This is a genomic window from Arthrobacter sp. SLBN-53 (genome assembly GCF_006715585.1).
GTDB classification, from domain to species: Bacteria; Actinomycetota; Actinomycetes; order Mycobacteriales; family Mycobacteriaceae; genus Mycobacterium; species Mycobacterium neoaurum_A.
Genome location: NZ_VFNN01000001.1, coordinates 1,164,320 through 1,188,701, shown reverse-complemented (window position 1 = coordinate 1,188,701; position 24,382 = coordinate 1,164,320). Strand labels below are relative to the sequence as shown.

The following is a 24,382-nucleotide window of genomic DNA, read 5'->3' as shown; positions in this document are numbered from 1 at the left end:
GCGATAGGGTCGCTTGAGTGGTTGCCGCGCCAGGCGACGAGTACGACCGAGTAGTCCCCGAGAAGTCCCCAAGAAGTCTCAGTGAGGAGCCTTCGCCCATGACGGTGAATCCCGGAACGACCGCACAGTTGCATCTGGACCGCGATGCTCTGGCGCGGCTGTCCGATGCCTATGCCGAGACCCATCACGGCCCCTTCGGTGACGCGCCGGCCGCGGATACCGCGATCACCGCGCTGATCGCCCGACCCGCCACCACGGCGGTGTCCCCGGAGCTGATCACCGCCCATGCCACGCTCGGTCGCCGCCGCGCACCGGGGGAGACCCTGGTGGCGGTGTACCCCGCCGACGACCCGGCCGGTTTCGGCCCGGCCATCCAGATCGTGACCGACCACAGCGCGATGCTGATGGACTCGGTCACGGTTCTGCTGCACCGGCTCGGCGTGGCCTACGTCGGCGTGATGAACCCGGTGCTGCGGGTCAGCCGCAACAGTGACGGAGACCTGGTGGCACTGGCCACCGCGGGCGATCCCGATACGGCGGTCGACGGTACGCACGAGATGTGGGTGCACATCCGGTTGGCCGCCTCCGCCGATGCCGACGCCGTCGCGCGGGTGACCGAGCTGCTGCCCTCGGTGCTGGCCGACGCGCGCGAGGTGGCCGCCGATTCCGCAGCGCTGAACGCGACGTTGATCGGTTTGGCCAACGCGCTGGACTCCGACCATGCCGGGCATTTCCTGGGCCCGGATCGCCGTGATGTGGCCGCGCTGCTGCATTGGCTCGGCGACGGCCACTTCGTCCTGCTCGGTTACCAGCGTTGCGCGGTGCAGCACGGTGCCGCCACCGTCGATCCGGCCAGCCGGCTCGGTGTGCTCAAGTTGCGCACCGATGTGCTGCCCCAACTGACCGACGCCGAGGACCTGCTGGTGCTCGCCCAGGCGACCATGCCCAGCTTCGTCCGGTACGGCGCCTATCCCTACATCGTGGTGGTCCGCGAGCACCCGGCGGGCGCGTCGTCCAGCCAGGCCATCGAGCATCGCTTCGTCGGCTTGTTCACCATCGCCGCCATGAATGCCAATGTGCTGGAGATCCCGCTGATCTCCCGGCGGGTCGATGAGGTGCTGGCGCAGTCACATTCGGATCCCAGCCATCCCGGCCAACTGATGCTCGACGTCATCCAGACCATCCCGCGCTCCGAGCTCTTCGCGCTGCACACTCCGGATCTGATGGAGATGGCGCGTGCCGTGGTCGATCTCGGGTCGCTGCGACGCACCCTGTTGTTCCTGCGCGCCGATCAGCTCGGCCATTTCGTCTCGGCACTGGTGTATCTGCCACGCGATCGTTACACCACCGCGGTGCGGCTGTCGATGCAGGACATCCTGGTGCGTGAACTCGGCGGTGCCAGCATCGATTACGCCGCACGGGTCAGCGAATCGCCTTGGGCGCTGGTGCACTTCACGGTCAAGATGCCTGACGGGGCGCAACGCTCCGATATCGACACCTCCGCTCAGAACGAGGATCGGATCCAGCAGCTGCTGACCGAAGCGGCGCGCACCTGGGCGGACCGGCTGATCGGTTCGGTCAAATCCGGTTCGCTGAGCCAGGGATCGGCCGAGCACTATGCCAACGCATTCCCTGAGGTGTACAAGCAGGCCTTCACGCCCAAGGAAGCCATCGATGACATCGCGATCATCGAGGAATTGCAGGACAATTCGGTCAAGCTGGTGTTCCGCGACGGCGGTCAGGACCGCGTCGACTGGCTGACCTGGTATCTGGGTGGGCGCTCGGCGTCACTGTCGGAGCTGCTGCCGATGCTGCAGTGCATGGGTGTGGTGGTGCTCGAGGAGCGCCCCTTCATGGTCACCCGTCCCGACGGGTTGCCGGTGTGGATCTACCAGTTCCGGGTCTCCCCACACCAGTCCATCCCGTCGACTCCCGACTCCCAGATCGAGGATGTGGCGCGCCGGTTCGCCGACACCGTCACCGCGATCTGGCACGGCCGCGCCGAGATCGACCACTTCAACGAACTGGTGCTGCGCGCCGGTCTGACCTGGCAACAGGTGACCATCCTGCGTGGCTACGCGAAATACCTTCGCCAGGCCGGTTTTCCGTACAGCCAGTCCTTTGTCGAGGGGGTTCTCAACGGCAATCCCAGCACGGCGCGGTCGCTGGTCGAATTGTTCGAGGCGCTGTTCACCCCGGAGGCCGATCTCGCCGAATCCGGCCGGACGCTGGACGCTCAGGCCGCCGCGGCCGCCGTCGCGGCCGATATCGACGCGCTGGTCAGCCTGGACACCGATCGGGTGCTGCGGGCCTTCGCCAGTCTGGTGCAGGCCACCCTGCGCACCAACTATTTCGTCGGATCGCCGGACTCGGCGCGCGCCCAGGATGTGCTCTCGTTCAAGCTGAACCCCGGTCTGATCGACGAATTGCCGCTGCCGCGGCCCAAATTCGAGATCTTCGTCTACTCGCCGCGCGTCGAGGGCGTGCACCTGCGGTTCGGCTTCGTCGCCCGTGGCGGGCTGCGCTGGTCGGACCGCCGTGAGGATTTCCGCACCGAGATCCTCGGTCTGGTCAAGGCGCAGGCGGTCAAGAACGCCGTCATCGTTCCGGTCGGCGCCAAGGGCGGGTTCGTGGTCAAGTCGCCACCGGTGCTCACCGGTGACCCGGCCGTCGACCGGGACGCCACCCGCGCCGAGGGCGTGGCCTGCTACCGGTTGTTCATCTCGGGACTGCTCGACCTGACCGACAACGTCGACAAGTCCACCGGTGAGGTGGTGACCCCCGCCGGGGTGGTGCGCCGCGACGGCGATGATGCCTATCTCGTGGTCGCCGCGGACAAGGGCACCGCGACCTTCTCCGATATCGCCAACGACGTCGCGAAATCCTACGGTTTCTGGCTCGGTGACGCCTTCGCCTCCGGCGGTTCGGTCGGTTACGACCACAAGGCGATGGGGATCACCGCCAGGGGCGCCTGGGAATCGGTGAAGCGGCACTTCCGTGAGATCGGGGTGGACACGCAGTCCCAGGACTTCACCGTCGTCGGCGTCGGCGATATGAGCGGCGACGTGTTCGGCAACGGCATGTTGTTGTCCAAGCACATCCGGCTCGTCGCGGCCTTCGACCACCGGGACATCTTCCTGGACCCCGATCCCGATCCGGCGGCCTCGTGGGCCGAACGCGAACGGATGTTCGCGCTGCCGCGGTCCAGTTGGGCCGACTACGACACCAGCCTGATCAGCGAGGGCGGCGGGGTGTTCAGCCGCGCGCAGAAGTCGATCCCGATCAGCGCGCAGGTGCGAGAGGTGCTCGGCCTGCCCGACGGCGTGCAGGAGATGACCCCGCCCGCCCTGATGAAGGCCATCCTGCTCGCGCCGGTGGACCTGTTCTGGAACGGCGGCATCGGCACCTACATCAAGGCCGAATCCGAATCCGACGCCGATGTGGGCGACCGCGCCAACGACGCGGTGCGGGTCAACGGAAACCAGTTGCGCGTCAAGGTCGTCGGGGAGGGTGGCAACCTCGGGGTGACCCAACGCGGCCGTATCGAATTCGACCTGGCCGGCGGCCGGATCAACACCGACGCGCTGGACAACTCGGCCGGGGTGGACTGCTCCGATCACGAGGTCAACATCAAGATCCTGGTCGACTCGCTGGTCACCACCGGCAAGGTCAGTGCCGACGAGCGCACCGAGCTGCTGATGTCGATGACCGACGAGGTCGGCCGGCTCGTTCTGGCTGACAACATCGACCAGAACGATCTGATGGGCACCAGCCGGGCGAACGCGGCCAGTCTGCTGGCAGTGCACGCCCGCCAGATCCGCGAGTTCGTCACCGAGCGCGGGCTCAACCGCGAGCTGGAGGCGCTGCCATCGGAGAAGGAGATCCTGCGCCGCCGCGAGATCGGCATCGGGCTGACCTCACCGGAGTTGGCCACCCTGATGGCGCACGTCAAACTGACGCTCAAGGACGAGGTGCTGCGCACCGATCTGCCCGATCAGGAGGTGTTCGCGGCGCGGATACCGCAGTACTTCCCGGTCGAGCTGCGGGACCGCTTCGTCGGTGAGATCCGCTCGCATCAGCTGCGCCGGGAGATCGTGACCACCATGCTGGTCAACGATCTGGTGGACACCAGCGGCATCACCTACGCCTACCGGATGACCGAGGACACCGGTGTCGGACCGGTCGACGCCGTGCGCGCCTATGCCGCCACGGATGCGATCTTCAAGGTCGGCGAGGTGTGGCGGGATATCAAGGAGGCCGGGATCGGTGGACTGCCCACCGCCGTCACCGACCGGATGACCCTGGACCTGAGAAGGCTCATCGACCGGGCGGGACGCTGGCTGGTCAACTACCGTCCGCAGCCGCTGGCCGTCGGTGCGGAGATCAACCGCTTCGCCGAGCAGGTGGCCACGCTGACCCCGCTGATGCCGCAATGGCTGCGCGGTGACGACAAGGCCATCGTGGCAAAGGAATCCGGTGAGTTCGAGGCCCAAGGGGCGTCCAAGGAACTCGCCTATACGGTGGCCAACGGCCTGTACCGGTACAGCCTGCTCGACGTCATCGATATCGCCGACATCGCCGACCGGGACGCCGTGGAGGTGGCCGACACGTACTTCGCGTTGATGGATCACCTGGGTATCGACGGTCTGCTGACCGCGATCTCGGGCCTGGAACGTGATGATCGCTGGCATTCGTTGGCGCGGCTGGCCATCCGCGACGATATCTACGGCTCGCTGCGGGCGCTGTGCTTCGATGTGCTGGCGGTCGGCGAGCCGGACGAGACCGGTGAGCAGAAGATCGAGGAGTGGGAGTTCACCAACAGCTCCCGGGTCGACCGCGCACAGCGCACGCTCGACGAGATCCAGTCCGATGGGCAGCGCGATCTCGCCACGCTGTCGGTGGCAGCCCGCCAAATTCGCAGCATGACAAGGACTTCGGGAACGGGGACAAGTGGCTGAACGTTTCGTCACGCCGGTGGCTGTGCGATGGTCGGACATCGACATGTACCAGCACGTCAATCACGCCACCATGGTCACCCTGCTGGAAGAGGCGCGGGTGCCCTTCCTGCACGAGCCCTTCGTCAACGACATCGACACGATCGGCCTGCTGATCGCCGAGGTCAACGTCAAGTACAAGGGGCAGGTCCGGCTGATGGATTCGCCGCTGCAGGTGACCATCTGGGTGAGCCGGCTGCGTACGGTGGACTTCAACCTCGGCTATGAGGTGCGTGCCGCGGGCGCCGATCCGGACTCCAAACCGGCCGTCATCGGTGAGACCCAGTTGGTGGCGTTCAACATCGCCGAACAGAAGCTGGTGCGGCTGCTACCGCACCACCGCGAGTACCTGGAGCGGTTCCGCCGATGAGCGCTTGCGCGAAGAGGAAATGGCAGCGATGACCGCTTGCGCGAAGAGGAAATGGCAGCGGTGAGCTCACCCGAGCGCGGCCTCTGGCTCGACAACGGTTCTCACCGCGACGATCTCGCGACATTCGTCGACCGTGCGCTGCGCCTCGACGACGCGGCGGTGATCCGATTCCGGGAACGCACCGGCACCGGCAAGGTGGTGGCCTGGGTGTCGACCGGCTTCGACGTGCTGGCCTGCCGGGTGGTCGACGGCCGTTTGCGCCCGACCGATCTGTCCGCCGGCGCCGACACGCTGTCCCGGACGCTGCCGGCCATGGACGCAACGGGTTTCGTCGAACCGGGCTTCGCGATGGATTCGGCGTGGCGCGGCGTGCTGCCGCCGGACACCGGATTCGCCCACTACGACGATGTGCCTGCCTGGGCCATTCTCGACCTCGCCGAACGGGGGACCGCGCTGGCCAAGGAACACAGCAGCGCGCACGGCCCGCCGGCGTCGTTGCTGGACCAGGAGGTGCTTGCCGTCAGCGAGGGGGAGTTCAGTGTCGGCATCCCGATGCGCTGTGTGTTCGCGCTGACGGCCATGGGGTTCCTTCCGCCCAATGCCGATGTGCTGGCCTCCGATGAGATCGTGCGGGTGCGCGCCCACCCGGCCTGGCTGCGCATCGATGCCCGGTTCGGCAGCGTCTACCGGCGGCTCGGCGACCCGGCGCTGGTGCTGCGCTGATTTCGGCGCGCTGACGCTCGCTCACCGATCGCGAGCGCGCCGAAATCACACCACCCAGGCGGCAGTGTCCGGTGGCAGGGCGCCATCGGCGAGGGGTCCGCTGGCCAGCAGCACCTCGCCGGCCGGCAGCGGCAACGGCGCGTCGCCGGTGTTGACCACGCACACCAGTCCGCCCGGCCGGCGAAAGGTCGACTCGCCGATCCATTCCACCGTGGCACCGGAGAACTCGGTTCGGGTGGAGCGCGACTCGATCGCGCGCCGGTAGAGCTCCAACGTCGACGACGGGTCACCGGACTGCGCCTGCACGGTCAGCGATTCCCAGCCGGCGGGCATCGGCAACCAGGTGTCCGCGGTCGCGGAGAACCCGTAGGGCGGGCGCGAGCCGCTCCACGGTATGGGCACACGGCAGCCGTCGCGCCCGCGCTCGCTGCGGCCCGAGCGCTCCCAGACCGGATCCTGGAGCACCTCGTCGGGCAGGTCGACATTCGGCAGGCCCAGCTCGGCGCCGTTGTAGACGAACACCGAACCCGGTAATGCCAGCGTCACCAGCGCCATCGCCCGTGCCCGCGCCAGGCCGACGGCACCGTCGCCGTAGCGCGAGACCTCGCGCACCACATCGTGATTCGACAACGTCCAGGTCGGCGGTGCGCCGGCCAGTGCGGCCGCGGCGAGTGAGTTGTCGACGGCCGAACGCACCGCCGCCGCATCGAACTCGGCCTGCACCAGTTGGAAGTTGAAGCCCAGGTGCAGCTCGTCGGGCCGCAGGTACTTGGCGAACTGCTCGTTGCCGTGCACCCAGATCTCGCCGACGGTGACCGCATCCGGATAGTCGTCGAGCACCCGGCGGATGAACCGGTGGATATCGTGCACCGCGTCATCGTCGAACCGCGGATCGTCGGCCTTGTTGCGCAGCAAGCGATTCTCGGTCAGGTCCATGTCGGGCAGGTCGGCCGGTTTGGCCATCCCGTGCGCCACATCGATGCGGAACCCGTCGACGCCGCGGTCCAGCCAGAACCGAAGTGTCGCCTCGATATCGGCGAACACCTCGGGGTGCTCCCAGTTCAGATCCGGCTGGGCCGAGTCGAACAGATGCAGATACCACTGCCCGTCGGGCACCCGGGTCCAGGCCGGACCGCCGAAGATCGACACCCAGTTGTTGGGCGGTGACGCACCGTCGGCTCCGGTGCCGTCGCGGAAGATGAAGCGGTCGCGCCGGGACGGATCGGCCAGCGCCTCGATGAACCACGGATGTGCCGAGCTGACATGGTTGGGCACCAGATCCATGGTCACCCGGATACCGCGGTCGTGGGCCGCCGCCACCAACCCGTCCAGTGCAGCCAGGTCACCGAAGAGCGGGTCGATATCGCGCGGGTCGGACACGTCGTATCCGTGGTCGGCCATCGGTGAGACCATCACCGGGTTGAGCCACAGCGCCTGCACGCCGAGCGCGGCCAGGTAGTCCATCCGGGCGGTGATGCCGTCGAGGTCGCCGACCCCGTCGCCGTTGCTGTCGGCGAACGACCGTGGGTAGATCTGATAGAACACCGCCCGCGACCACCATGTCGGGTGGCCCATCAGAATGCCGAGTTCACCATCGAGTCGGCGGCCATCTGGAAATAGTCCAGCAGCACCTTGCGGTGCCGTTCGTCCAGGGTCTGTGAGTCGATCGAGGCGACTGCGGTGTGCATACAGCGCAGCCAGGCGTCGCGCTCCAGGAAGCCGATCCGGAACGGTGCGTGGCGCATCCGCAGCCGAGGATGTCCGCGTTGATCCGAGTAGGTCCGTGGCCCGCCCCAGTACTGCTCGAGGAACAGCCGTAGCCGTTCCTCGGCACCGTCGATATCGTCCTCGGGATAGAGCGGGAGCAGGATCTCGTCCTCGCGCACCAGTTCGTAGAACTTGGCCACGATCGCGGTGAACGTCTCGTGGCCACCGACGTCGTCGTAGAACGAATGCTGCGGCTGGGTCACCGCACCCATTGTTCCCGATCCGGTTCGCGCAGGCTGCGCAGCCCGCCGCTCGGTGCGCCCAACTGGCTGGTCACCGGAAGTTCACCCGACTGACCAGCGAACACCGGCGAAATTGCCGTGCGAGCGATGACAAATCGTGGTGGACTGTCCTGCGGAGGACGAATGTCGCAGCGCACGAAAAGCCCTGCTCGACGAGCGGGCTACCAGAGCTCCACGACCGCGGTCGGTTCTACCGGCGCGCGCTCCCTGCAGGTTGCCGATGCCGCAACGACCGTCCATCCCGCTTCGGTGTGGGGTCGGCGTCGGGTCCTGCTGCTCAACTCCACCTATGAGCCGCTGACCGCGCTGCCGATGCGGCGTGCGGTCATCATGCTCATGTGCGGTAAGGCCGATGTCGTGCACGACGACCCCGGCGGGCCTGTCATCCACTCCGCCACCCGCACCATCGTGGTGCCCTCGGTGATCCGGTTACGGACCTTCGTCCGGGTGCCCTACCGGGCGCGTATCCCCATGACCAGGGCGGCGTTGATGCATCGGGACAGGTTCCGATGTGCCTATTGCGGCGGTAAGGCCGACACCGTCGACCACGTCATTCCGCGCAGCCGCGGCGGCGAGCATTCCTGGGAGAATTGCGTCGCGGCGTGCTCGGCCTGCAACCACCGCAAGGCCGACCGGTTGCTCTCCGAGCTGGGCTGGTCGCTGCGTGCGGTACCGATGCCGCCGAAGGGACAGCACTGGCGGCTGTTGTCCTCGGTGAAGGAACTCGATCCGGCCTGGATGAGATATCTGGGTGAAGGCGCGGCGTGACCGAGGCTTGCGCTAGGTTTGGCATGTGAGCACAGCACTTACCCATTCCCTGTTGGGTGGGGTCCCGCTGGTCTTGTTTCTGGTGTTGGCCGCGTTGGCCTACCGCCACAAGGGACCGCACCCGAAGTCATACAAACTCGGCGACGAGTGGACCCACGATCCGATCTTGTGGGCCGCAGACGAGCCTGCCGACCACGGCCATGGCGGCCATGGCGGTCACGTGACGGTGGGAGGTGGCGCAAGTGGCAAGTGGTAGCCATACCAACGAGATCGCCAGGACGACGACCGATGTCGACCTGCCCTACGGTTACGCGCTGACCAGTAGCGGGCGCATCTCCGGTGTCACCGAACCCGGCGAACTCTCGGTGCACTACCCGTTCTCGGTGAAGGACCTGGTCGCCCTGGACAACGCGCTGAAGTACGGATCGCGTTACGCCAAGGCCCGGTTCGCGGTGTTCATCGGTGACCTCGGTGCCGATACCGCGGCCACCGCCCGCGAGATCCTGGCCAAGGTGCCGACCGCCGACAACGCGGTGCTGCTGGCCGTTTCGCCGAACCAGAAGGCGATCGAGGTCGTTTATGGCTCGGAGGTCAAGGGCCGTGGCGCCGAGACCGCCGCACCGCTGGGGATCTCCGCAGCGCTCGGATCGCTGCGCGACGGCAACCTCATCGACGCGCTCGTCAGCGCCGTCAACGTCATGTCTGCGGCGATCTCGCCGGCCTGACCACGCTGTTCGATCGGCCCCGGTGCCCACTGGTACCGGGGCCGATTGCTGTCTCAGGCCAGCTGGGCCCGGATCGCGACGTAGCGCTCCAGGAACAGCCGCTCGTCGAGCCGCTTGCGCCGCATCCAGCCGGTGACCTCGTCGTTGCACTTGCTGGCATTGCATGCGCCGCAGGCGGGCACCACGTTCTCGATCGTGTAGCGCCCGCCGCGCGAGATCGCCATGACGCAATCACGCTGCAGCGGTCTGCCCGTCACCCCGCAGTAGGCGCAGCCGCCCCACGCGTCCTGGATGGCCGTCCACTGCGCCGCGGTGAGGTCGTTGACGACCGCCTTGACGCGGCGGGTGCGCCGACGCGCGGCGCGGGCTCTGCGTGAGTTGCTGACGGCCACCGGGAAATCATGCGCGGCGAGCGTGCGATAACTCGGGTGGGCGAGCGGCGTGTCGGGCAGCAGACACGCACGCTCGCCGGGGGAGTCAGGACGCGTCGAAGGCGCGTGCCTTGAGCGCGCGCTCCACGCCGGCGCGACCCTCGACCACCAGCCTGCGCAGCGCGGGCGGCACGTCGTGGCCGGAGAGGAACGCGTCCGCGGCACCCAGCCCTCCGGTGCTGATGTCCCAGGACGGGTACAGCCCGATCACCACGGTCTGGGCGACCTCGCTGGACCGCCGCTCCCACACCCCGGGGATCGAGGCGAAGTACAGGTCGCGGAACCGCGTCAACAGATCGGCCTGACCGGGTTGCACGAAGCCGCCGACGATGGCGCGGGTGGTGATGTTGGCCAGCGTGTCGTCCTCGATCACCCGCTGCCAGGCGGCGTTCTTCACCGACACCTGCGGTCGGGCCGCGGCGGCGGCCGCCGCATTGCGCTTGCCCGCCGCGGTCGGGTCGTTCTCGGCCTCGGCATCGATGAACGGTGTCTCCGCGCCCTCGGCGTCGATCACCCCGGCCCGCGCCAGCGCGGTCACGATGCGCCAGCGCAGATCGGTGTCGATCACCAGACCGGCCAGGTTCACCGCCGCCGGCTCGTTGTCGAGCAGGGTGGACAGCACGGCCACGTGATTGGGGGCGAGCACCGAGGTGGTCAGTGCGTTGACGAACGCCAGCTGATGATCCGAACCGGGTGCCGACTCACGGGCCAGGTCCAGCAGCGCGTCACCGAACGCGGGCCAGCCGTTCTCCTTGGCCCACGCCGGATCGGCGTAGGAGCCCAACGCGGTCTGCGCCTGCATCAGCAGACGCTGCGCCACGCCGACCTCGGTCTCGGCGTGCACACCGGCGATCACCAGCGTCACGAAGTCGCGGGCCTTCAGCTCGGCCTCACGGGTCATCTCCCAGGCCGCCGACCAGGCCAGCGTGCGCGGCAGCGGCTCGGCGATATCGGCGATGCGGGTCAGCAGCGTCTGCAGCGATGCCGGGTCCAGCCGCAGCGAGCAGTAGGTCAGGTCATCGTCGTTGACGAGGATGAACTTGCCGCGCCCGACGCCGATCAAACCGGGGACGTCGGTGGACGGGCCCTCGACGTCGAGCTCCTCGCGGTGCACGCGCACGAGCTTGCCCGCGTCATCCTCGTCGTAGATGCCGACGGCCAGCCGGTGCACCCGGGTTTCACCGGCACCCGGCGCCGCGCCGGACTGGTGCACCGCGAACCGGGTGAACGCTCCGTCGTCGTCGACGTCGAAGCTGGCGCGCAGGGTGTTCAGGCCGGTGGTCTTGAGCCACTGGCGGCCCCAGCCGCTCAAGTCGCGGCCCGACGACTTCTCAAGGGCGCCAAGCAGATCGCCGAAGGTGGCATTGCCGAACTTGTGGTCACGGAAGTAGTCGCGCAGCCCGGCGAGAAATGCCTCCAGGCCTACATATGCCACCAGTTGCTTGAGCACGCTGGCGCCCTTGGCGTAGGTGATGCCGTCGAAGTTGACCTCGACCGCGTGCAGGTCCGGGATGTCGGCGGCCACCGGGTGGGTGGACGGCAGCTGGTCCTGTCGGTAGGCCCAGGACTTCTCGACGTTGGCGAACGTCGTCCAGGCCTGGGTGTACTCGGTGGCCTCGGCCTGGCACAGCACCGAGGCGAAGGTGGCGAAGGATTCGTTGAGCCACAGGTCATCCCACCACGCCATGGTGACCAGATCGCCGAACCACATGTGCGCCATCTCGTGCAGCACGGTCTCGGCGCGGCGCTCGTAGCTGTACCGGGTGACCTTGGAACGGAAGACATAATCCTCCAGGAAGGTCACGGCGCCGGCGTTCTCCATGGCGCCCGCGTTGAACTCCGGGACGAACAGCTGGTCGTACTTGCCGAACGCGTAGGGTTCGCCGAAATTGCGGTGGTAGAAACCGAATCCCTGCTTGGTCTCGGTGAACAACCGCTCGGCGTCCATGAATTCGGCCAGCGAGGCGCGGCAGAAGATGCCCAGCGGGATATCGCCGTGGTCATCGGTGTAGACATCGTCCCAGCGGGCGTACGGCCCGGCGATGAGCGCCACCAGATAGGTGCTCATCCGCGGGGTCGTGACAAAGGTGTGCACACCGCCCTCCACCGAGTGGGTGGCCCCGTTGCTGATCACCTGCCAGTGTTCCGGGGCCTTGACCGTCACGTCGAAGGTGGCCTTCAGGTCGGGCTGATCGAAGCAGGCGAACATCCGCTTGGCGTCCGCGGTTTCGAACTGCGAATACAGGTACACCTCGTCGTCGACGGGGTCGACGAACCGGTGCAGACCCTCTCCGGTGTTGGAGTACAGGCAGTCGGCGTCGATCACGAGTTCGTTGTGCTCGGCCAGCCCGGTGAGCGCGATACCGCGTGCTTCGTCGTACCCGGAGACGTCGATGGCGTGGCCGTTGAGGGTCGCGCTGCGCACGGTGGCCGCGGCCAGGTCGATATAGGTGTCCGCACCGGCAAGCGCGGAGAACGTCACGGTGGTCTTCGACCCGAAGGTCTTCTCACCGGTGGAGGTGAGATCCAGATCGATGCGGTAGTTGTCCACGGTCACCAGGGCGGCGCGCTCGGCGGCCTGGTCGCGAGTCAGATTGGGGAGAGCCACAGAACCTAACTTAGTACGTCGACCGACCTGGTCCCCTGGCGGGAACATATGCCGGGCGGCAATAGTTGTGCGGTCGAGAAGAGGACTGCGTCGCAATCGAGAGGATCTATCTGTATGGCCCAGAAAGATGTCGCCGGATTCTGGTTCGACCCGCTGTGCCCGTGGTGCTGGATCACCTCCCGCTGGATTCTCGAGGTGCAGAAGGTCCGCGATATCGAGGTCAACTTCCACGTGATGAGCCTTGCGGTGCTCAACGAGGGCCGCGACCTGCCGGAGAACTACCAGGAGATGATGAAGAAGGCCTGGGGTCCGGTGCGGGTGGCGATCGCCGCCGAACAGGCCCACGGTCCGGAGGTGCTGTCCCCGCTGTACACCGCGATGGGCACGCTGATCCACAACGAGGGCAACAAGGACTTCGATGAGGTCATCAAGAAGTCCCTGGAGCAGGCCGGGTTGCCCGCCGAACTCGCCGAGGCAGCCACCACCGACTCCTACGACGAGGCGCTGCGCAAGAGCCACCACGAGGGCATGGACGCGGTCGGTGACGATGTCGGCACGCCGACCATCCACGTCAACGGCGTCGCGTTCTTCGGTCCGGTGCTCTCCCGGATCCCGCGCGGGGAAGAGGCAGGCAAGCTCTGGGACGCCTCGGTGATCTTCGCGTCCTATCCGCACTTCTTCGAACTCAAGCGCACCCGGCACGAGGCGCCGGAGTTCGACTGACCGCGCCGGCGGGCAGGAGCGAAGCGACTCGGGGGATGAACCTAGAGCCCCTGCAGCTGTGACAGCGTGGCGTGGGCGATCATGAAGTAGATGATCAGCCCGGTGCCGTCGACGATGGTCGCGATCATCGGTGCCGACACCACCGCCGGATCGACCCGGCACTTCTTGAGCACCGGCGGCAGTATCGAGGCCACGAACGACGACCACAGCACGATCGCGGCCACTGTCAGGCACACCGTCAGCGTGATCTCCGGCCCGACCCCGAGCATCCAGGCCCGGATGAGTGCCGCCAGCGCCATGGTCAGCGCGATCATCATGCCGGTCGACATTTCCTTGGCCAGGATCGCCGGCACGTCCTTCAGCCGCACCTGACCGGTGGCCATCGCCCGCACCAGGGTCGTGGTGATCTGCGTTCCGGTGTTACCGCCGGTGCCGATCAGCAGCGGGATGAAGAAGGCCAGTGCGACGACGGCCTCCATCTCCTCCTCGAAATGGCGCAGCACCGTGCCGGTATAGGCCTCGGCGATGAACAACAGCAGCAGCCAGCCGATCCGCTTGCGCCACAGCAGCCATGGTGAGGCCCGCAGGTAGGGCACCTCCAGCGGTTCCGAGCCGCCCTGGCGTTCGGCGTCCTCGGTGGCTTCCTCGGCGGTGATGTCATTGGCGGTGTTCTCGGTGAGGATGCCCAGCAGCCGGTTGTCGGCATCGACCACCGGCACCGCGACCAGGTTGTAGTCCACCAACGACTGGGCGGCCTCCTCGGCATCGGTCAGCGGCGATACCGACAGCACATCGCTGTTGGTCAGCGCCGCGACGGTGTCCTGCGCATCGCAGAGCACGAGATCACGGAACGCGACTACGCCGAGCAGCCGGTTGCCGTCGTCGGTGACGTACACATAGGCACCGGTGCGCGAGTCGCTGCGCAGCGTCGCGGCATCGCCGCGAATCGACGCAACGGCCTCGCCGACCGTCATGTCGGGGCGGACGGTCAGCGCCTCGGGCACCATGTGCGCGGCCACCGAATCGGGCGGCCAGCTCAGCAGACCGCGCAGCACGTCGGCGCGGATCTTGGGCAGCACCGACAGGACCTTCTCGCGCGGTGCGTCCTTCATATCGCGCAGCACATCGGCGGCATGGTCGAGGTCGAGCGCGTCCACCAGCGGGGCCGCATCGGGGGCTGTCATCGCGGCCAGCACATAGGCCGACAACTCGTCGTCGATCGACTCGAACAGCTCGGTGGCGCCGTCGGAGTCGAGCAGCGGGCCCAGCGCCTGTAGGTCGTCGGCACTGCACTTGGCGAGCTGGTGGGTGCGTTCGGCCGGATCCTTGACCGATCTGAGCCAGGCGGCCACATCCCGTTTCGCGATCGCCGAGCGTAGTGCGGTCGCGGTGGTGCTGCCCATGCCAGTCTCCATCTCTGCCGATTGCGAAGGCCAATCTAGCGCGCTTGTGTTTTCGCCAGAGAGGCTGTCCAACAGCGCATTAGCCGGTGTACGCGGGTTGGCGCGCGGGTGTCCGGCAGGTGTCGGACAACGAAATTCGTAGGTGTGAGATTCCGTTGTTCCGGTTGCACGCCGGTGGTCGGACCGTCAAAGTGCACAGAATGACAGCGGCCGAACCCACCACCGACGGTAGCTACCGGGACCGGATCGTCGCGGTCGAACCCGGTGGCAACGAGTTCATCGCAGAGGCCGATCGCCATGGCAGGCCCAGTCAGCTGCTGTGGACCTGGGCGTCGCCGAATCTGGAATTCGCCACCATCTTCCTGGGCGTGCTGGCGGTCTCCTACTTCGGCATGACGTTCTGGCAGGCGGTCGCGGGCATCGTGGTCGGCGCCGGGCTCGGCGCGGTGGCCCATTTCTTCCTGTCCGCACGCGGCCCGCAGCTCGGGGTGCCGCAGATGGTCATCGGCCGGTTGTCCTTCGGATACCGGGGCAACGCGGTGCCCTCGACACTGATGGCGATCACCGCAGGCGTCGGCTGGTTTGCGACCAACAGCATCAGCGCGGCCTTCGCGTTGGCGACGCTGTTCGGCATCGCCCCGGTGTGGGCGCTGGTTCTGGTGGTCATCGTGCAGACCGTGTTGGCGTTCTTCGGGCACAACCTGGTGCAGGCCTTCGAGCGGTGGGCGTTCCCGGTGCTGGCGGTCATCTTCGCGATCACCGCGGTGGTCATCGTGAGCAAGGCCGATCTGGGCGCACCCGCTGTCGAGGGAGGCGTCGGTGGGGTCGGCGGTTTTCTGCTGACCGTGGGTGCCACCTTCGGCTACGTGGCCGGCTGGACGCCCTATGCCGCCGATTTCAGCCGCTATCTGCCCAGCACCGTGTCACCGGCGCGCACCGGGCTGTTCGCCGCGAGCGGGCTGTTCCTGGCCAGTTCGGTGCTGGCGATCGTCGGGGCGGCGTCGGTCACCATCGTCACCAACGCGAGTTCGGACAATCCGGCCGATGTCTTCACCAGTTCGCTGCCCGGCGCGCTGGCCGCCGCCACCCTGCTGGCCATCGCCATCGGTGCCGTGGCGGCCAACGCCATCAACGTCTATTCGGCCGGGATGGCCTTCGTCACCACCGGTGTGAAACTGCCGGCGCATATCGCGCGGGCGACGGCGACGGTCTTCTTCGGCATCGCGGGTTTCCTGGTGGCCTGGTGGGCATTGGCCGATGCCGCGGCAAGTTATGAGGCGTTCCTGTTGCTCATCGCCTACTGGGTGGGTCCCTGGCTCGGGGTGGTGTTCGCCGACCAGTACCTGCGCCGCGGGCAACGGGTGGACGGGTTCCTCTATGACCACTCCTATTCGAACTGGCCGGGACTACTGTCGTTCCTGATCGGTCTGGTGGTTTCGTTCCTGCTGTTCTGCAATCAGGAGTTGTTCGTGGGGTTTGTCGTTCGGGCGGTGCCCGATCTGGGTGATATCGGTTTCTTCGTGGGCTTCCTGCTGGCCGCGGGCAGCTATCTCGTGCTGTGCCGTGCCAAGATTGCCGCCGAGCGGGTGCCCGCGTGACCCCGGAGATGATGCTCGACGTAGCCGTCGAGGAGGCCCGAAAAGGGTTGGCCGAGGGCGGAATCCCGATCGGCGCGGCCCTGTTCACCCGGGACGGTGTGTTGCTCGGTAGCGGACACAACCGGCGGGTGCAGAACGACGACCCGTCGGTGCACGGCGAGACCGATGCCTTCCGCAATGCCGGGCGGCAACGCGACTACCGGTCCACGGTGATGGTGACGACGCTCTCGCCCTGCTGGTACTGCAGCGGTCTGGTGCGTCAGTTCAACATCGGCGCGGTGGTCATCGGGGAGGCCAAGACCTTCTCCGGCGGGCACGACTGGCTTGCCGAGAACGGCGTGCAGGTGACGCTGCTGGAAGACGAGCGGTGCGTGTCGATGATGGCGGAGTTCATCACCGCCCGGCCGGAACTGTGGAACGAAGATATCGGAGTGGCTGAATGAGCGCCATTGCCACCGTTGATCTTTCCCGCTGGTACGCCGGTGGTGCGGACGCGCGGGCGCTCGCCGCCGAGGTGGACGAGGGTCTGCAGCGGGCGGGCTTCATCATCGTCACCGGCCACGGTGTGGATCCGGAGCTGGCCGCGCGGGTGCGCGCCGCCAGCCGCGAGTTCTTCGCCCTGCCCACCGAGGTGAAGCAGCGCTATTCGGTGCCGGTCGGCGGCCACGGGTGGATCGGGCCGGGGGCGGAGGCCAACGCCTACGCCGAGGGCACCGAGACGCCGCCGGATCTGAAGGAGAGCTTCAGCCTGGGCGCCGAGACCGCGACCGGGGATCCGGAGATCGACCGAATCTGGTTCGCGCCCAACGTCTGGCCCGCCGAGGTGGCGCAGCTGCAGGGTCTTGTCGACGAGTACACCACCGCGATGCGCACGCTCTCCGATGACCTGCTCGCATTGTTCGCGGCAGCCCTCGGCCTGTCCGACAATCCGTTCGCGACGTTGGCCAGCACGCCGACGTGGACGATGAACATCAACCACTATCCGCCCGTCAGCGTGGTCGGTGAGCCGGAACCGGGCCAGTTCCGGATCGGCCCGCACACCGATTTCGGCACGGTCACCGTGCTCGACCGTGAACCCGGTGCCGGTGGCCTGCAGGTGTATTCGGAGGGGGCCGGCTGGGAGGACGCGCCGTGGGAGCCCGGCGCGCTCACCGTCAACATCGGTGACCTGCTGGAGTACTGGAGCGGCCGGCGCTGGCCCTCGGGCCGGCATCGGGTGCTGCCGCCGCAACCGCACGCCCCGGAAGAGGACCTGGTCTCGCTGATCTACTTCTACGAGGCCAACCACGATGCGCTGGTCACTCCGCTGGAACCGCCTGTCGGGCGGGTTTCCGGCCTGGATCCGGTGACCTCGGCCGATTTCATCAAGGAGCGACTGGACGCCATCACAGTCGGTTAACCCTGGACGGTCGGGCGGATCACCAGTTCGCCGATCTCGACCTCCCAGGGCTGGTCGATCGCGAACTCGACGGTTCTGGCGATCGCGTCGGGATCGAGCGCGAAAGCCTGCATGCCGTCGTCGATCTCGGCGCGGATGGCCGGGTCGGTGATGGAATCGCCGAACTCGGTGCGCACATACCCCGGTGAGATGGCCGTGGTCTTCAGCGTCCCGTCGGTGGACTCCTGGCGCAGGCCCTCCAGTACGGTGCGGACGGCGTTCTTGGTGGCGGCATACACCGACATGGTCGGCACGATCTTGAGGCCCGCGGTCGAGACGATGGTGACGAAGTGGCCGCGGCCCTGCGCCTCGAACACGGGTAGGGCGGCGTCGATACCGTGCAGCACACCGCGCAGGTTGACGTCGATCATGGCGTCCCAGTCGCCGCGACGCCGAGCGGTCAGCGGTGAGATCGGGCCGATTCCGGCGTTGCTGACCAGGACGTCGAGGCGGCCGAACTCCGACACCGCCGAGGCCACCAGGCCTTGCAGATCATCGGCTCGGGTGACATCGACGGAAACGGCGGCGGCCCGGCCTCCCGCGGCACGCAGCTCCGCGGCCAGTTCGTCGAGCCGTTCGGTGCGGCGCGCGCCGAGGACGACGGCGCAACCGCGGCCGGCGAGCCGCCGTGCGGTGGACGCGCCGATCCCGCTGCTGGCGCCGGTGATCGCGACGACCTTGTCTGCGAGTGAATTCATGGCTTAGCCTTCCGAGGCAATGCGGACAAGTTGTCCGCTTCCATATAAACGGACAACTTGTCCGTTTTCAAGGTGGGGGTGTATGTGGCCGAGCGCACCGACGCCGCGCGCAGCCGATCGGCCATCATCGATGCCGCCCGACGACTCGTCGTCGAACCCGGGGAGCTGAAGCTGAGCGCCGTCGCGCGGGCGGCCGGTGTCGGCCAGGCCACGCTGTACCGCCACTTCGCCACCCGGGACGATCTGATGCGCGCGCTCTACGACGACGAGATCGACGAATTGGTCGTGCTCGCATACGCATTGCTCGAACAGCAGCCGCCGGTGGCGGCGCTGCGGCAATGGTTCGGCCATCTCGCGGCGTACGCGAGGGTGAAGTTCGGCGTGATGGCCGCGGTCGAGGCGTCGGTGTGGCGGGACATCGCCTCGCACACACCGGGCAAGCTCGGCGACGCTCTCGGCGCGCTGCTCGAGGCCGGGCGTGACTCCGGGGTACTGCGCGCCGATGTCGACGCCCGCGACGTCATCCTGCTGTCCTGGTTCCTGGCCCACGTCGACGCCGACGAGTGGGCCGAACGCACACCGCGCCTGCTGGGCGTGCTGCTCGACGGGTTGTCCGTGCACCAGGTGGGCGGCGGTGACGCGGGTCCCGATTAGTAGGGTTACCGCCATGCGCGTCTACATCGGTGCCGACCACGCCGGGTTCGAGTTCAAGAAGACCATCATCGAGCACCTCAGGAAGACCGGCCACGAGCCGATCGACTGCGGCGCCTACAGCTATGACGCCGATGACGACTATCCGGCGTTCTGCATCGACGCCGCGGTCAAGACCGTCGCCGACCCGGACAGCCTGGGCATCGTGCTCGGCGGATCGGGCAACGGCGAGCAGATCGCCGCGAACAAGGTGCCCGGTGCCCGCTGTGCACTGGCGTGGAGCGTGGAGACCGCGAAGCTGGCCCGCGAGCACAACAACGCCCAGCTGATCGGCCTCGGTGGCCGCATGCACAGCGAGGAGGAGGCGCTCGCGATCGTCGACGCCTTCCTGGCCACTCCGTGGTCGGAGGCCGAACGCCACCAGCGCCGCATCGACATCCTGGCCGCCTATGAGGTCGACCACATCGCACCGCCGGTGCCCGGAGCTCCGGCCTGATCGCGGTCTGACCCATGCCGGAGGGCCACACGCTGCACCGGCTGGCCCGGCTGCACCAGAAGCGGTTCGGCCGGGCCCCGGTCGTGGTGTCCAGCCCGCAGGGTCGTTTCACCGACGGTGCGGCCGCCGTCTCCGGCCGGGTGCTGCGCACCGCCGATGCCTGGGGTAAGCACCTGTTCCACCATTACGACGGCGGTGCGGTGGTGCATGTGCACCTGGGCCTGTACGGCAGCTTCACCGAGGCGCCGCTCGGTGCGGACGGCGGATTGCCCGCGCCGGTGGGCGCGGTGCGGATGCGGATGGTCGGCGCCGACCACTACACCGATCTGCGTGGACCGACGGCATGTGAAGTGATCGACGACGGGGGAGTCGATGATGTGCTCGCCCGGCTCGGCCCCGACCCGCTGCGTGCCGATGCCGATCCTGAGTCGGCGTGGCAGCGAATCACCAAGTCGCGCCGCACCATCGGCGGGCTGCTGATGGATCAGAAGGTGATGGCCGGGGTCGGCAATGTCTACCGCAGCGAGCTGCTGTTCCGCCACCGGATCGACCCGTACCGGCCCGGCACCCATATCGGTGGTGACGAGTTCGAGGACATGTGGACCGACCTCGTCGCGCTGATGAAGGTCGGGGTGCGCCGGGGCAAGATCGTCGTCGTCCGCCCCGAACACGATCGCGGCGCGCCCTCCTATCGCGAGGGCAGGCCGCGCACCTATGTCTACCGCCGCAGCGGCGAGCCGTGCCGGGTATGCGGCACACCGGTGCGCACCGCCGAACTGGAGGCGCGCAACGTGTTCTGGTGCCCCACCTGCCAGAGCTGAGCCTGCGCGGCAGACACACCGGCGGGCAGGGAGAATCGTTGCGGTGGAGTTGATTCTCGTGGTCGTCGGGGCCATCGTCGTGACCGCCATCGCGCACCGGCGCGGGTTGGAACCCGCCCTGATCATCGTCGTGGTCGGCATTGCCGTGTCGTTCGCGCCGGACTTCGAACCGCCCGAGCTCGACTCGCACATCCTGCTCACGGTCGTGCTGCCACCCTTGCTGTACTCGGCGGCACTGAACTTCTCCTTCCCGACGTTCCTGCGCAACATCCGGCCGATCCTCGGCCTCGGCGTGGGCTTGGTGGTGATCAGCGCGTTCACCGTGGCGGCGGTGTCGGCGTGGCTGGTGCTGGTGCCGCTGACCTTCGCCACCGCACTGGTGCTGGGGGCGATCGTCGCCCCGCCCGACGCGGTGACCGCCGTCGCCGTGGGCCGCAAGCTGGGGCTGCCGAAGAAGGTGATGGCGATCCTCACCGGCGAGAGCCTGATCAACGATGCCGCCGCGCTGACGTTGTTCAGCATCGCGGTGGCTCAGGTGGCCGGTACCCGCACGTTCATCGACAATCCCGTGCTGCTGTTCGCCTACAGCGCCGTGGTGGGACCGGTCGTCGGTGCACTGCTCGGGTGGATCACCCTGTGGATCCGCCGGCGGCTGGCCAATCCCGGCCTGGAGACGGTGCAGGGTCTGGTGGTCCCGTTCGCCGCGTTCATCGTGGCCGAGGAGCTGCACGCCTCGGGTGTGCTGGCGGTGGTCGTGGCCGGGTTCGTCGTCGGCAGTGGGACCCTGTCGGCCGGCTACCAGACCCGACTGCAGGAACGCTACGTGTGGAACTCCGTCGACGTCCTGCTGGAAGCGTTCGTCTTCGCCTACATCGGCCTGCATCTGCGGTTCGTGCTGCAGGATCTGCAGGAGGCACACGAATCACTGACACAGGTCGCGATCGCCTCGGCGATCGTGCTGGTGCTGGTCCTGGTGATCCGCCCGGTGTCGGTGTTCCTGATGTTCGGGCGCAGCAAGCTCGCCCGCCACGTCGAGGCGAAATGGAGTGTCCCGGCCCCCGATACCGGCCGCGGCACGACGCGGGACCGGCCGCTGGCGAAGTGGCGCTCCCGGATCGACCGCCGCTCGCTGAGCTGGCAGGAGAACGTGGTGGTCTCCTGGACCGGGATGCGCGGGGTGGTCACCCTGGCGGCCGCCGCCGCCATCCCGGCCACCACGATCGACGGTGAGCCCTTCCCCGAGCGCGCCACCATCCAGGCCATCGCGTTCGTGGTCAGCGTCGGGACGCTGCTGATCCAAGGGTCGACGCTGCCATGGCTGATCCGGCGGCTGCACCTGTCGCGATTCAACGACGACCACGCCGACGACCGGGCCGAGGAGATCAAGGCCGAGCAGGTGGTCCAGCGGGCCGCCGACGATGTGCTTGCCGATTTTCACGCCCACCCGCCGGCGGGGATCAACCAGGAACTGGTCGCCGAGATCCGCGCCGTCATCGCCCGGCACGCGCAGGACGCCGACGAGATGCCCGATCCCGGTGCGCCCACCAAACGGGCCGAGGTGTTCTCGACGGTCTACCGAGCGGTGCTCGGTGCCCAGCGGGCCGCACTGATCGCCGAGCTCGAAGACGGTCGTATCGAGGACGAGGCGGTGCGCGCCATGCTCGAACGCCTCGATCTGCAGGAGGCCAGTGTCACCGCGAGGTTGGAGAGCCGCCTCTGAATCCGGCCACCAGGTGCGACGCGAGCAGTACACACCCGACTCCGAGCGCGGACAGTGCGGCCGCCGTCCACACCGGCCCGAGCGGCCCGGCCGGGCCGGTCAACGTCAGCCCGGCAACGGCGGGCCCGCACACCGCGCCGAGGTTGAGCGCGGCCGTCGCGTACGAACCCGCCATGGTCGGTGCGCCGGACGCGGCGTAGAGCACGCGGGTGATCAGCGTGGTGCCCACGGCGAAGGACAGCACACCCTGGCCGAACACCAGGACCAGCAGAACCCACGGATGTCCGGCCCAGATCCCGAGCAAGACCCAGCCCAGAACCAAGAGCGGTCCGCCGGTGAACAGCACGGTGCCGGGCCGGTCATCGGACAACCGGCCGGCCAGCCGCACCCCCAGGTATGAACCGGTCCCGAAAAGCATGAGCGCCACGGTGATCCACGAGCGGTCCAGTCCGGCCGTGGCGGTCACCACGGGCGCCAGGAACGTGAACGCCGCGAAGGTCGCGCCGTTGACGACGGCGGCCAGCACCATCACCACAGCCAACGCGGGGGAGCGGAGTTGGGCCAACTCCGTGCGCAGCGAGACCCGTTCGGGCTCGGGTGGCGGGCCGCTGCGGATCCCCGTGACGATGCCGATGAGGGCGGGCGCGCACAACAGCGCCACGGCCCAGAACGTGGCCCGCCAACCGAGGAGCATTCCGAGTAGCGCCCCTGCGGGCACGCCGAGCACCATCGCCAACGTCGTACCGGCAAGCAGGACCGCCAGCGCATGCCCGCGGCGGTCGGCCGTGACCGAGGCGGTGGCCGCCCGCAGCGCCACCGCCAGGAACCCGGCATTGGCCAGGGCTGCGAGCACCCGGGTACCCAGCAGGAGGGGGAAGCTGGTGGTCGCCGCGCCGGCCACATGGGCGGCCGCGAAGACCAGCAGAAAGGTGGTCAGGCTCGTGCGGACCGGGAATCGGCGGGCGCAGGCCGCCATCACCGGTGCGCCGATCACCATCCCGGCGGCGAACAGCGAGGTCAGCAGACCGGCTGCGCCGACCGGGACGCCGAGATCGGCGGCGATATCGGGCACCAGGCCCGCGAGCATGAATTCCGAAGTGCCCATGGCGAATACGGCCAGGGCAAGCAGATAGAGGGTACGAGACATCGACGCTTCCACGGTGAGAGGTATGGGGATTCATCTCGTCACCACGGCCGGCACCCGCACGCGTGCAGCGAACACGCGTGCCGATAAATGCTGGATCTAGGGGGCTGGCGGTGGGACCGGCAGCCCCACCTCATGCGTCTTCGGGCTCATACGAGCACCCTAACGATCTCGCGTCGCGGCTAGAAGTCGAACCCGCCGAAGTCGCCGCCGCCGAAGTCTCCGCCACCGAAATCGCCACCACCGTCCCAGCCGCCGGAATCCCAGCCGCCCTGGTCCCCGCCATCCCAGCCGCTCTGCTCGACGCCGCCACCATCGCCGAGTTCACCCTGGGCCAGGCCGTCCTGGAACCCGTCGCCGTAACCGGATTCGAACGCCTGCGCGTCGTAACCGACACCGGACATCCCGCTGAACATGGCACTGAACAACATGGCCGAGCCGAGACCCCAGGCGCCGGCCACCAGCGCCGGCTTCCACCACGGCTCGGAGTACCAGCCCGCGGGCACCGGACGTCCCGCGACGCGCCCGCCCGGATAGTAATTCGGGGTGCGCTCCGACGGTGTCGGGGAAGCCTCGATCTGCCTGCCCTCGAATTCGACACGGCGATCCTCGGTGACGGCACCGGCGGTGCGTTGTCCGGCAAGCGATTCCAGCTCCGGACCCGGATCCATGCCCATCGCGCTGCGCGCCGCGCGGACGTAGTACAGGCCCTCGATGGCGCTCTCCTTCGCCAGCTCGGCCTGCTTGGCGGTGGTGGCCTGCTCGATCTGCGAGGATGCCGCGGTGTACCGCTCGGACGCATCTGCCATCGCCTGCTTGGAGGCATCGTCGTTACCGGTGATGTTGAGCACCTGCCCGCCGAGTCGTTCGATCACCCGGCGCGCGTCGGCCTTCGCATCGGCCAGTGATTCGGCGGCCTTGCGGTCGTTGGCCTGCGACGAGTTGAACACGACGAAGGCGATCGCCGCGATGACGAGCACGATGAGGATGACGAGTACGCCGTTCATGTTCCCAGCGTACCGACAGCGCATCGGGGTTCCTGTGCTCGATCACAGCGAAGCT

At 67.8% G+C, this 24,382-nt stretch carries 22 protein-coding genes; 14 read left to right on the top strand and 8 right to left on the bottom strand.

Annotation, left to right across the window (positions count from 1 at the left end; genetic code table 11):
• Nucleotides 1-98 precede the first annotated feature (98 nt).
• The 3 genes from FBY28_RS05645 to FBY28_RS05635 are packed head-to-tail and all read left to right on the top strand — an operon-like array spanning nt 99 to nt 6,087.
• Nucleotides 99-4,958, top strand: a complete 4,860-nt coding sequence (locus tag FBY28_RS05645) for an NAD-glutamate dehydrogenase (RefSeq protein ID WP_141865006.1) — start codon at nt 99-101, stop codon at nt 4,956-4,958.
• Nucleotides 4,951-5,364, top strand: coding sequence for an acyl-CoA thioesterase (locus tag FBY28_RS05640; RefSeq protein WP_141865004.1), 414 nt, complete (start codon nt 4,951-4,953; stop codon nt 5,362-5,364). The genes FBY28_RS05645 and FBY28_RS05640 overlap by 8 nt, the downstream gene beginning before the upstream one ends.
• A gap of 60 nt (nt 5,365-5,424) precedes the next feature.
• The gene (locus FBY28_RS05635) at nt 5,425-6,087 is read left to right on the top strand and encodes a DUF8185 domain-containing protein (protein ID WP_141865002.1); all 663 of its coding nucleotides are present in this window, start codon (nt 5,425-5,427) and stop codon (nt 6,085-6,087) included.
• 45 nt (nt 6,088-6,132) lie between these two features.
• Here the strand turns inward: FBY28_RS05635 and FBY28_RS05630 are convergent, their stop codons facing one another.
• Nucleotides 6,133-7,662 carry a glycoside hydrolase family 13 protein gene (locus FBY28_RS05630; protein ID WP_141865000.1) on the bottom strand — a complete coding sequence of 510 codons (1,530 nt, stop codon included), beginning with the start codon at nt 7,660-7,662 and terminating at the stop codon, nt 6,133-6,135.
• Nucleotides 7,662-8,066 carry a globin gene (locus tag FBY28_RS05625; protein WP_174241542.1) on the bottom strand — a complete coding sequence of 135 codons (405 nt, stop codon included), beginning with the start codon at nt 8,064-8,066 and terminating at the stop codon, nt 7,662-7,664. Before FBY28_RS05625 ends, FBY28_RS05630 begins: the two co-directional genes overlap by 1 nt.
• 153 nt (nt 8,067-8,219) lie before the next feature.
• Here FBY28_RS05625 and FBY28_RS05620 point away from each other — a divergent pair, with 153 nt between their 5' ends.
• Genes FBY28_RS05620 through FBY28_RS05610 form a run of 3 tightly spaced genes read left to right on the top strand, consistent with a single transcriptional unit; the run spans nt 8,220 to nt 9,589 of the window.
• Nucleotides 8,220-8,864, top strand: a complete 645-nt coding sequence (locus FBY28_RS05620) for an HNH endonuclease (protein ID WP_141864996.1) — start codon at nt 8,220-8,222, stop codon at nt 8,862-8,864.
• Between the two features lie 25 nt (nt 8,865-8,889).
• Nucleotides 8,890-9,120: an aa3-type cytochrome oxidase subunit CtaJ gene (gene ctaJ, locus FBY28_RS05615; RefSeq protein ID WP_141864995.1), complete on the top strand. Its 231-nt coding sequence runs from the start codon at nt 8,890-8,892 to the stop codon at nt 9,118-9,120.
• Nucleotides 9,107-9,589, top strand: coding sequence for a DUF5130 domain-containing protein (locus FBY28_RS05610; RefSeq protein ID WP_019512156.1), 483 nt, complete (start codon nt 9,107-9,109; stop codon nt 9,587-9,589). The genes ctaJ and FBY28_RS05610 overlap by 14 nt, the downstream gene beginning before the upstream one ends.
• Nucleotides 9,590-9,642: 53 nt before the next feature.
• Here the strand turns inward: FBY28_RS05610 and FBY28_RS05605 are convergent, their stop codons facing one another.
• Both FBY28_RS05605 and pepN read right to left on the bottom strand, forming a co-directional pair.
• Complete coding sequence (locus FBY28_RS05605; RefSeq protein ID WP_141864993.1) at nt 9,643-9,981, bottom strand: HNH endonuclease; 339 nt, start codon at nt 9,979-9,981, stop codon at nt 9,643-9,645.
• Nucleotides 9,982-10,066: 85 nt separating this feature from the next.
• On the bottom strand, nt 10,067-12,628 hold the full coding sequence (gene pepN, locus FBY28_RS05600) for an aminopeptidase N (RefSeq protein WP_141864991.1): 2,562 nt from the start codon (nt 12,626-12,628) through the stop codon (nt 10,067-10,069).
• Nucleotides 12,629-12,742: 114 nt separating this feature from the next.
• Here pepN and FBY28_RS05595 point away from each other — a divergent pair, with 114 nt between their 5' ends.
• The gene (locus FBY28_RS05595; protein WP_141864989.1) at nt 12,743-13,351 is read left to right on the top strand and encodes a mycothiol-dependent nitroreductase Rv2466c family protein; all 609 of its coding nucleotides are present in this window, start codon (nt 12,743-12,745) and stop codon (nt 13,349-13,351) included.
• A 41-nt stretch (nt 13,352-13,392) separates the two neighbouring features.
• On the opposite strand, the gene mgtE is transcribed toward FBY28_RS05595, so the two are convergent.
• Nucleotides 13,393-14,754, bottom strand: a complete 1,362-nt coding sequence (gene mgtE / locus FBY28_RS05590) for a magnesium transporter (RefSeq protein ID WP_141864987.1) — start codon at nt 14,752-14,754, stop codon at nt 13,393-13,395.
• 200 nt (nt 14,755-14,954) lie between these two features.
• Here mgtE and FBY28_RS05585 point away from each other — a divergent pair, with 200 nt between their 5' ends.
• From FBY28_RS05585 to FBY28_RS05575, 3 genes are read left to right on the top strand one after another with little or no spacing between them, the layout of a single operon-like run.
• Entirely contained in the window at nt 14,955-16,352 is a 1,398-nt protein-coding gene (locus FBY28_RS05585) for a purine-cytosine permease family protein (RefSeq protein ID WP_141864985.1), read from the top strand.
• Nucleotides 16,349-16,795 carry a nucleoside deaminase gene (locus tag FBY28_RS05580; protein WP_019512162.1) on the top strand — a complete coding sequence of 149 codons (447 nt, stop codon included), beginning with the start codon at nt 16,349-16,351 and terminating at the stop codon, nt 16,793-16,795. Before FBY28_RS05585 ends, FBY28_RS05580 begins: the two co-directional genes overlap by 4 nt.
• Entirely contained in the window at nt 16,792-17,751 is a 960-nt protein-coding gene (locus FBY28_RS05575) for an isopenicillin N synthase family dioxygenase (protein WP_141864983.1), read from the top strand. Before FBY28_RS05580 ends, FBY28_RS05575 begins: the two co-directional genes overlap by 4 nt.
• Here FBY28_RS05575 and FBY28_RS05570 read toward each other — a convergent pair.
• Nucleotides 17,748-18,488: an SDR family oxidoreductase gene (locus tag FBY28_RS05570; protein WP_141864981.1), complete on the bottom strand. Its 741-nt coding sequence runs from the start codon at nt 18,486-18,488 to the stop codon at nt 17,748-17,750. The two genes, FBY28_RS05575 and FBY28_RS05570, sit on opposite strands and share 4 nt — an antisense overlap.
• Before the next feature lie 57 nt (nt 18,489-18,545).
• Between FBY28_RS05570 and FBY28_RS05565 the strand changes: the two genes are divergently transcribed.
• Genes FBY28_RS05565 through FBY28_RS05550 form a run of 4 tightly spaced genes read left to right on the top strand, consistent with a single transcriptional unit; the run spans nt 18,546 to nt 22,176 of the window.
• Nucleotides 18,546-19,142 (top strand): TetR/AcrR family transcriptional regulator, encoded by a 597-nt coding sequence (locus FBY28_RS05565; protein ID WP_216847513.1) that lies wholly within the window; start codon nt 18,546-18,548, stop codon nt 19,140-19,142.
• 13 nt (nt 19,143-19,155) lie between these two features.
• Complete coding sequence (locus FBY28_RS05560) at nt 19,156-19,635, top strand: ribose-5-phosphate isomerase (RefSeq protein WP_141864979.1); 480 nt, start codon at nt 19,156-19,158, stop codon at nt 19,633-19,635.
• Nucleotides 19,636-19,649: 14 nt separating this feature from the next.
• Nucleotides 19,650-20,456: an Fpg/Nei family DNA glycosylase gene (locus FBY28_RS05555; RefSeq protein ID WP_141864977.1), complete on the top strand. Its 807-nt coding sequence runs from the start codon at nt 19,650-19,652 to the stop codon at nt 20,454-20,456.
• A gap of 43 nt (nt 20,457-20,499) precedes the next feature.
• A complete protein-coding gene (locus FBY28_RS05550; RefSeq protein ID WP_141864974.1) occupies nt 20,500-22,176 on the top strand; it encodes a cation:proton antiporter in 1,677 nt (558 codons plus the stop codon).
• Here the strand turns inward: FBY28_RS05550 and FBY28_RS05545 are convergent.
• Both FBY28_RS05545 and FBY28_RS05540 read right to left on the bottom strand, forming a co-directional pair.
• Entirely contained in the window at nt 22,148-23,323 is a 1,176-nt protein-coding gene (locus FBY28_RS05545; protein WP_141864972.1) for a Cmx/CmrA family chloramphenicol efflux MFS transporter, read from the bottom strand. The two genes, FBY28_RS05550 and FBY28_RS05545, sit on opposite strands and share 29 nt — an antisense overlap.
• A 179-nt stretch (nt 23,324-23,502) precedes the next feature.
• On the bottom strand, nt 23,503-24,327 hold the full coding sequence (locus FBY28_RS05540; RefSeq protein WP_141864970.1) for a DUF1542 domain-containing protein: 825 nt from the start codon (nt 24,325-24,327) through the stop codon (nt 23,503-23,505).
• Between the last annotated feature and the right edge of the window lie 55 nt (nt 24,328-24,382).

Coding starts and splice junctions, on each gene's coding strand:
- FBY28_RS05540 (WP_141864970.1), bottom strand. CDS start 24,327: ATGAACGGCGTACTCGTCATCCTCATCGTGCTCGTCATCGCGGCGATC.
- FBY28_RS05585 (WP_141864985.1), top strand. CDS start 14,955: ATGACAGCGGCCGAACCCACCACCGACGGTAGCTACCGGGACCGGATC.
- FBY28_RS05545 (WP_141864972.1), bottom strand. CDS start 23,323: ATGTCTCGTACCCTCTATCTGCTTGCCCTGGCCGTATTCGCCATGGGC.
- FBY28_RS05625 (WP_174241542.1), bottom strand. CDS start 8,066: ATGGGTGCGGTGACCCAGCCGCAGCATTCGTTCTACGACGACGTCGGT.
- FBY28_RS05620 (WP_141864996.1), top strand. CDS start 8,220: ATGTCGCAGCGCACGAAAAGCCCTGCTCGACGAGCGGGCTACCAGAGC.
- FBY28_RS05645 (WP_141865006.1), top strand. CDS start 99: ATGACGGTGAATCCCGGAACGACCGCACAGTTGCATCTGGACCGCGAT.
- mgtE (WP_141864987.1), bottom strand. CDS start 14,754: ATGGGCAGCACCACCGCGACCGCACTACGCTCGGCGATCGCGAAACGG.
- FBY28_RS05630 (WP_141865000.1), bottom strand. CDS start 7,662: ATGGGCCACCCGACATGGTGGTCGCGGGCGGTGTTCTATCAGATCTAC.
- FBY28_RS05560 (WP_141864979.1), top strand. CDS start 19,156: ATGCGCGTCTACATCGGTGCCGACCACGCCGGGTTCGAGTTCAAGAAG.
- FBY28_RS05575 (WP_141864983.1), top strand. CDS start 16,792: ATGAGCGCCATTGCCACCGTTGATCTTTCCCGCTGGTACGCCGGTGGT.
- FBY28_RS05595 (WP_141864989.1), top strand. CDS start 12,743: ATGGCCCAGAAAGATGTCGCCGGATTCTGGTTCGACCCGCTGTGCCCG.
- FBY28_RS05570 (WP_141864981.1), bottom strand. CDS start 18,488: ATGAATTCACTCGCAGACAAGGTCGTCGCGATCACCGGCGCCAGCAGC.
- FBY28_RS05555 (WP_141864977.1), top strand. CDS start 19,650: ATGCCGGAGGGCCACACGCTGCACCGGCTGGCCCGGCTGCACCAGAAG.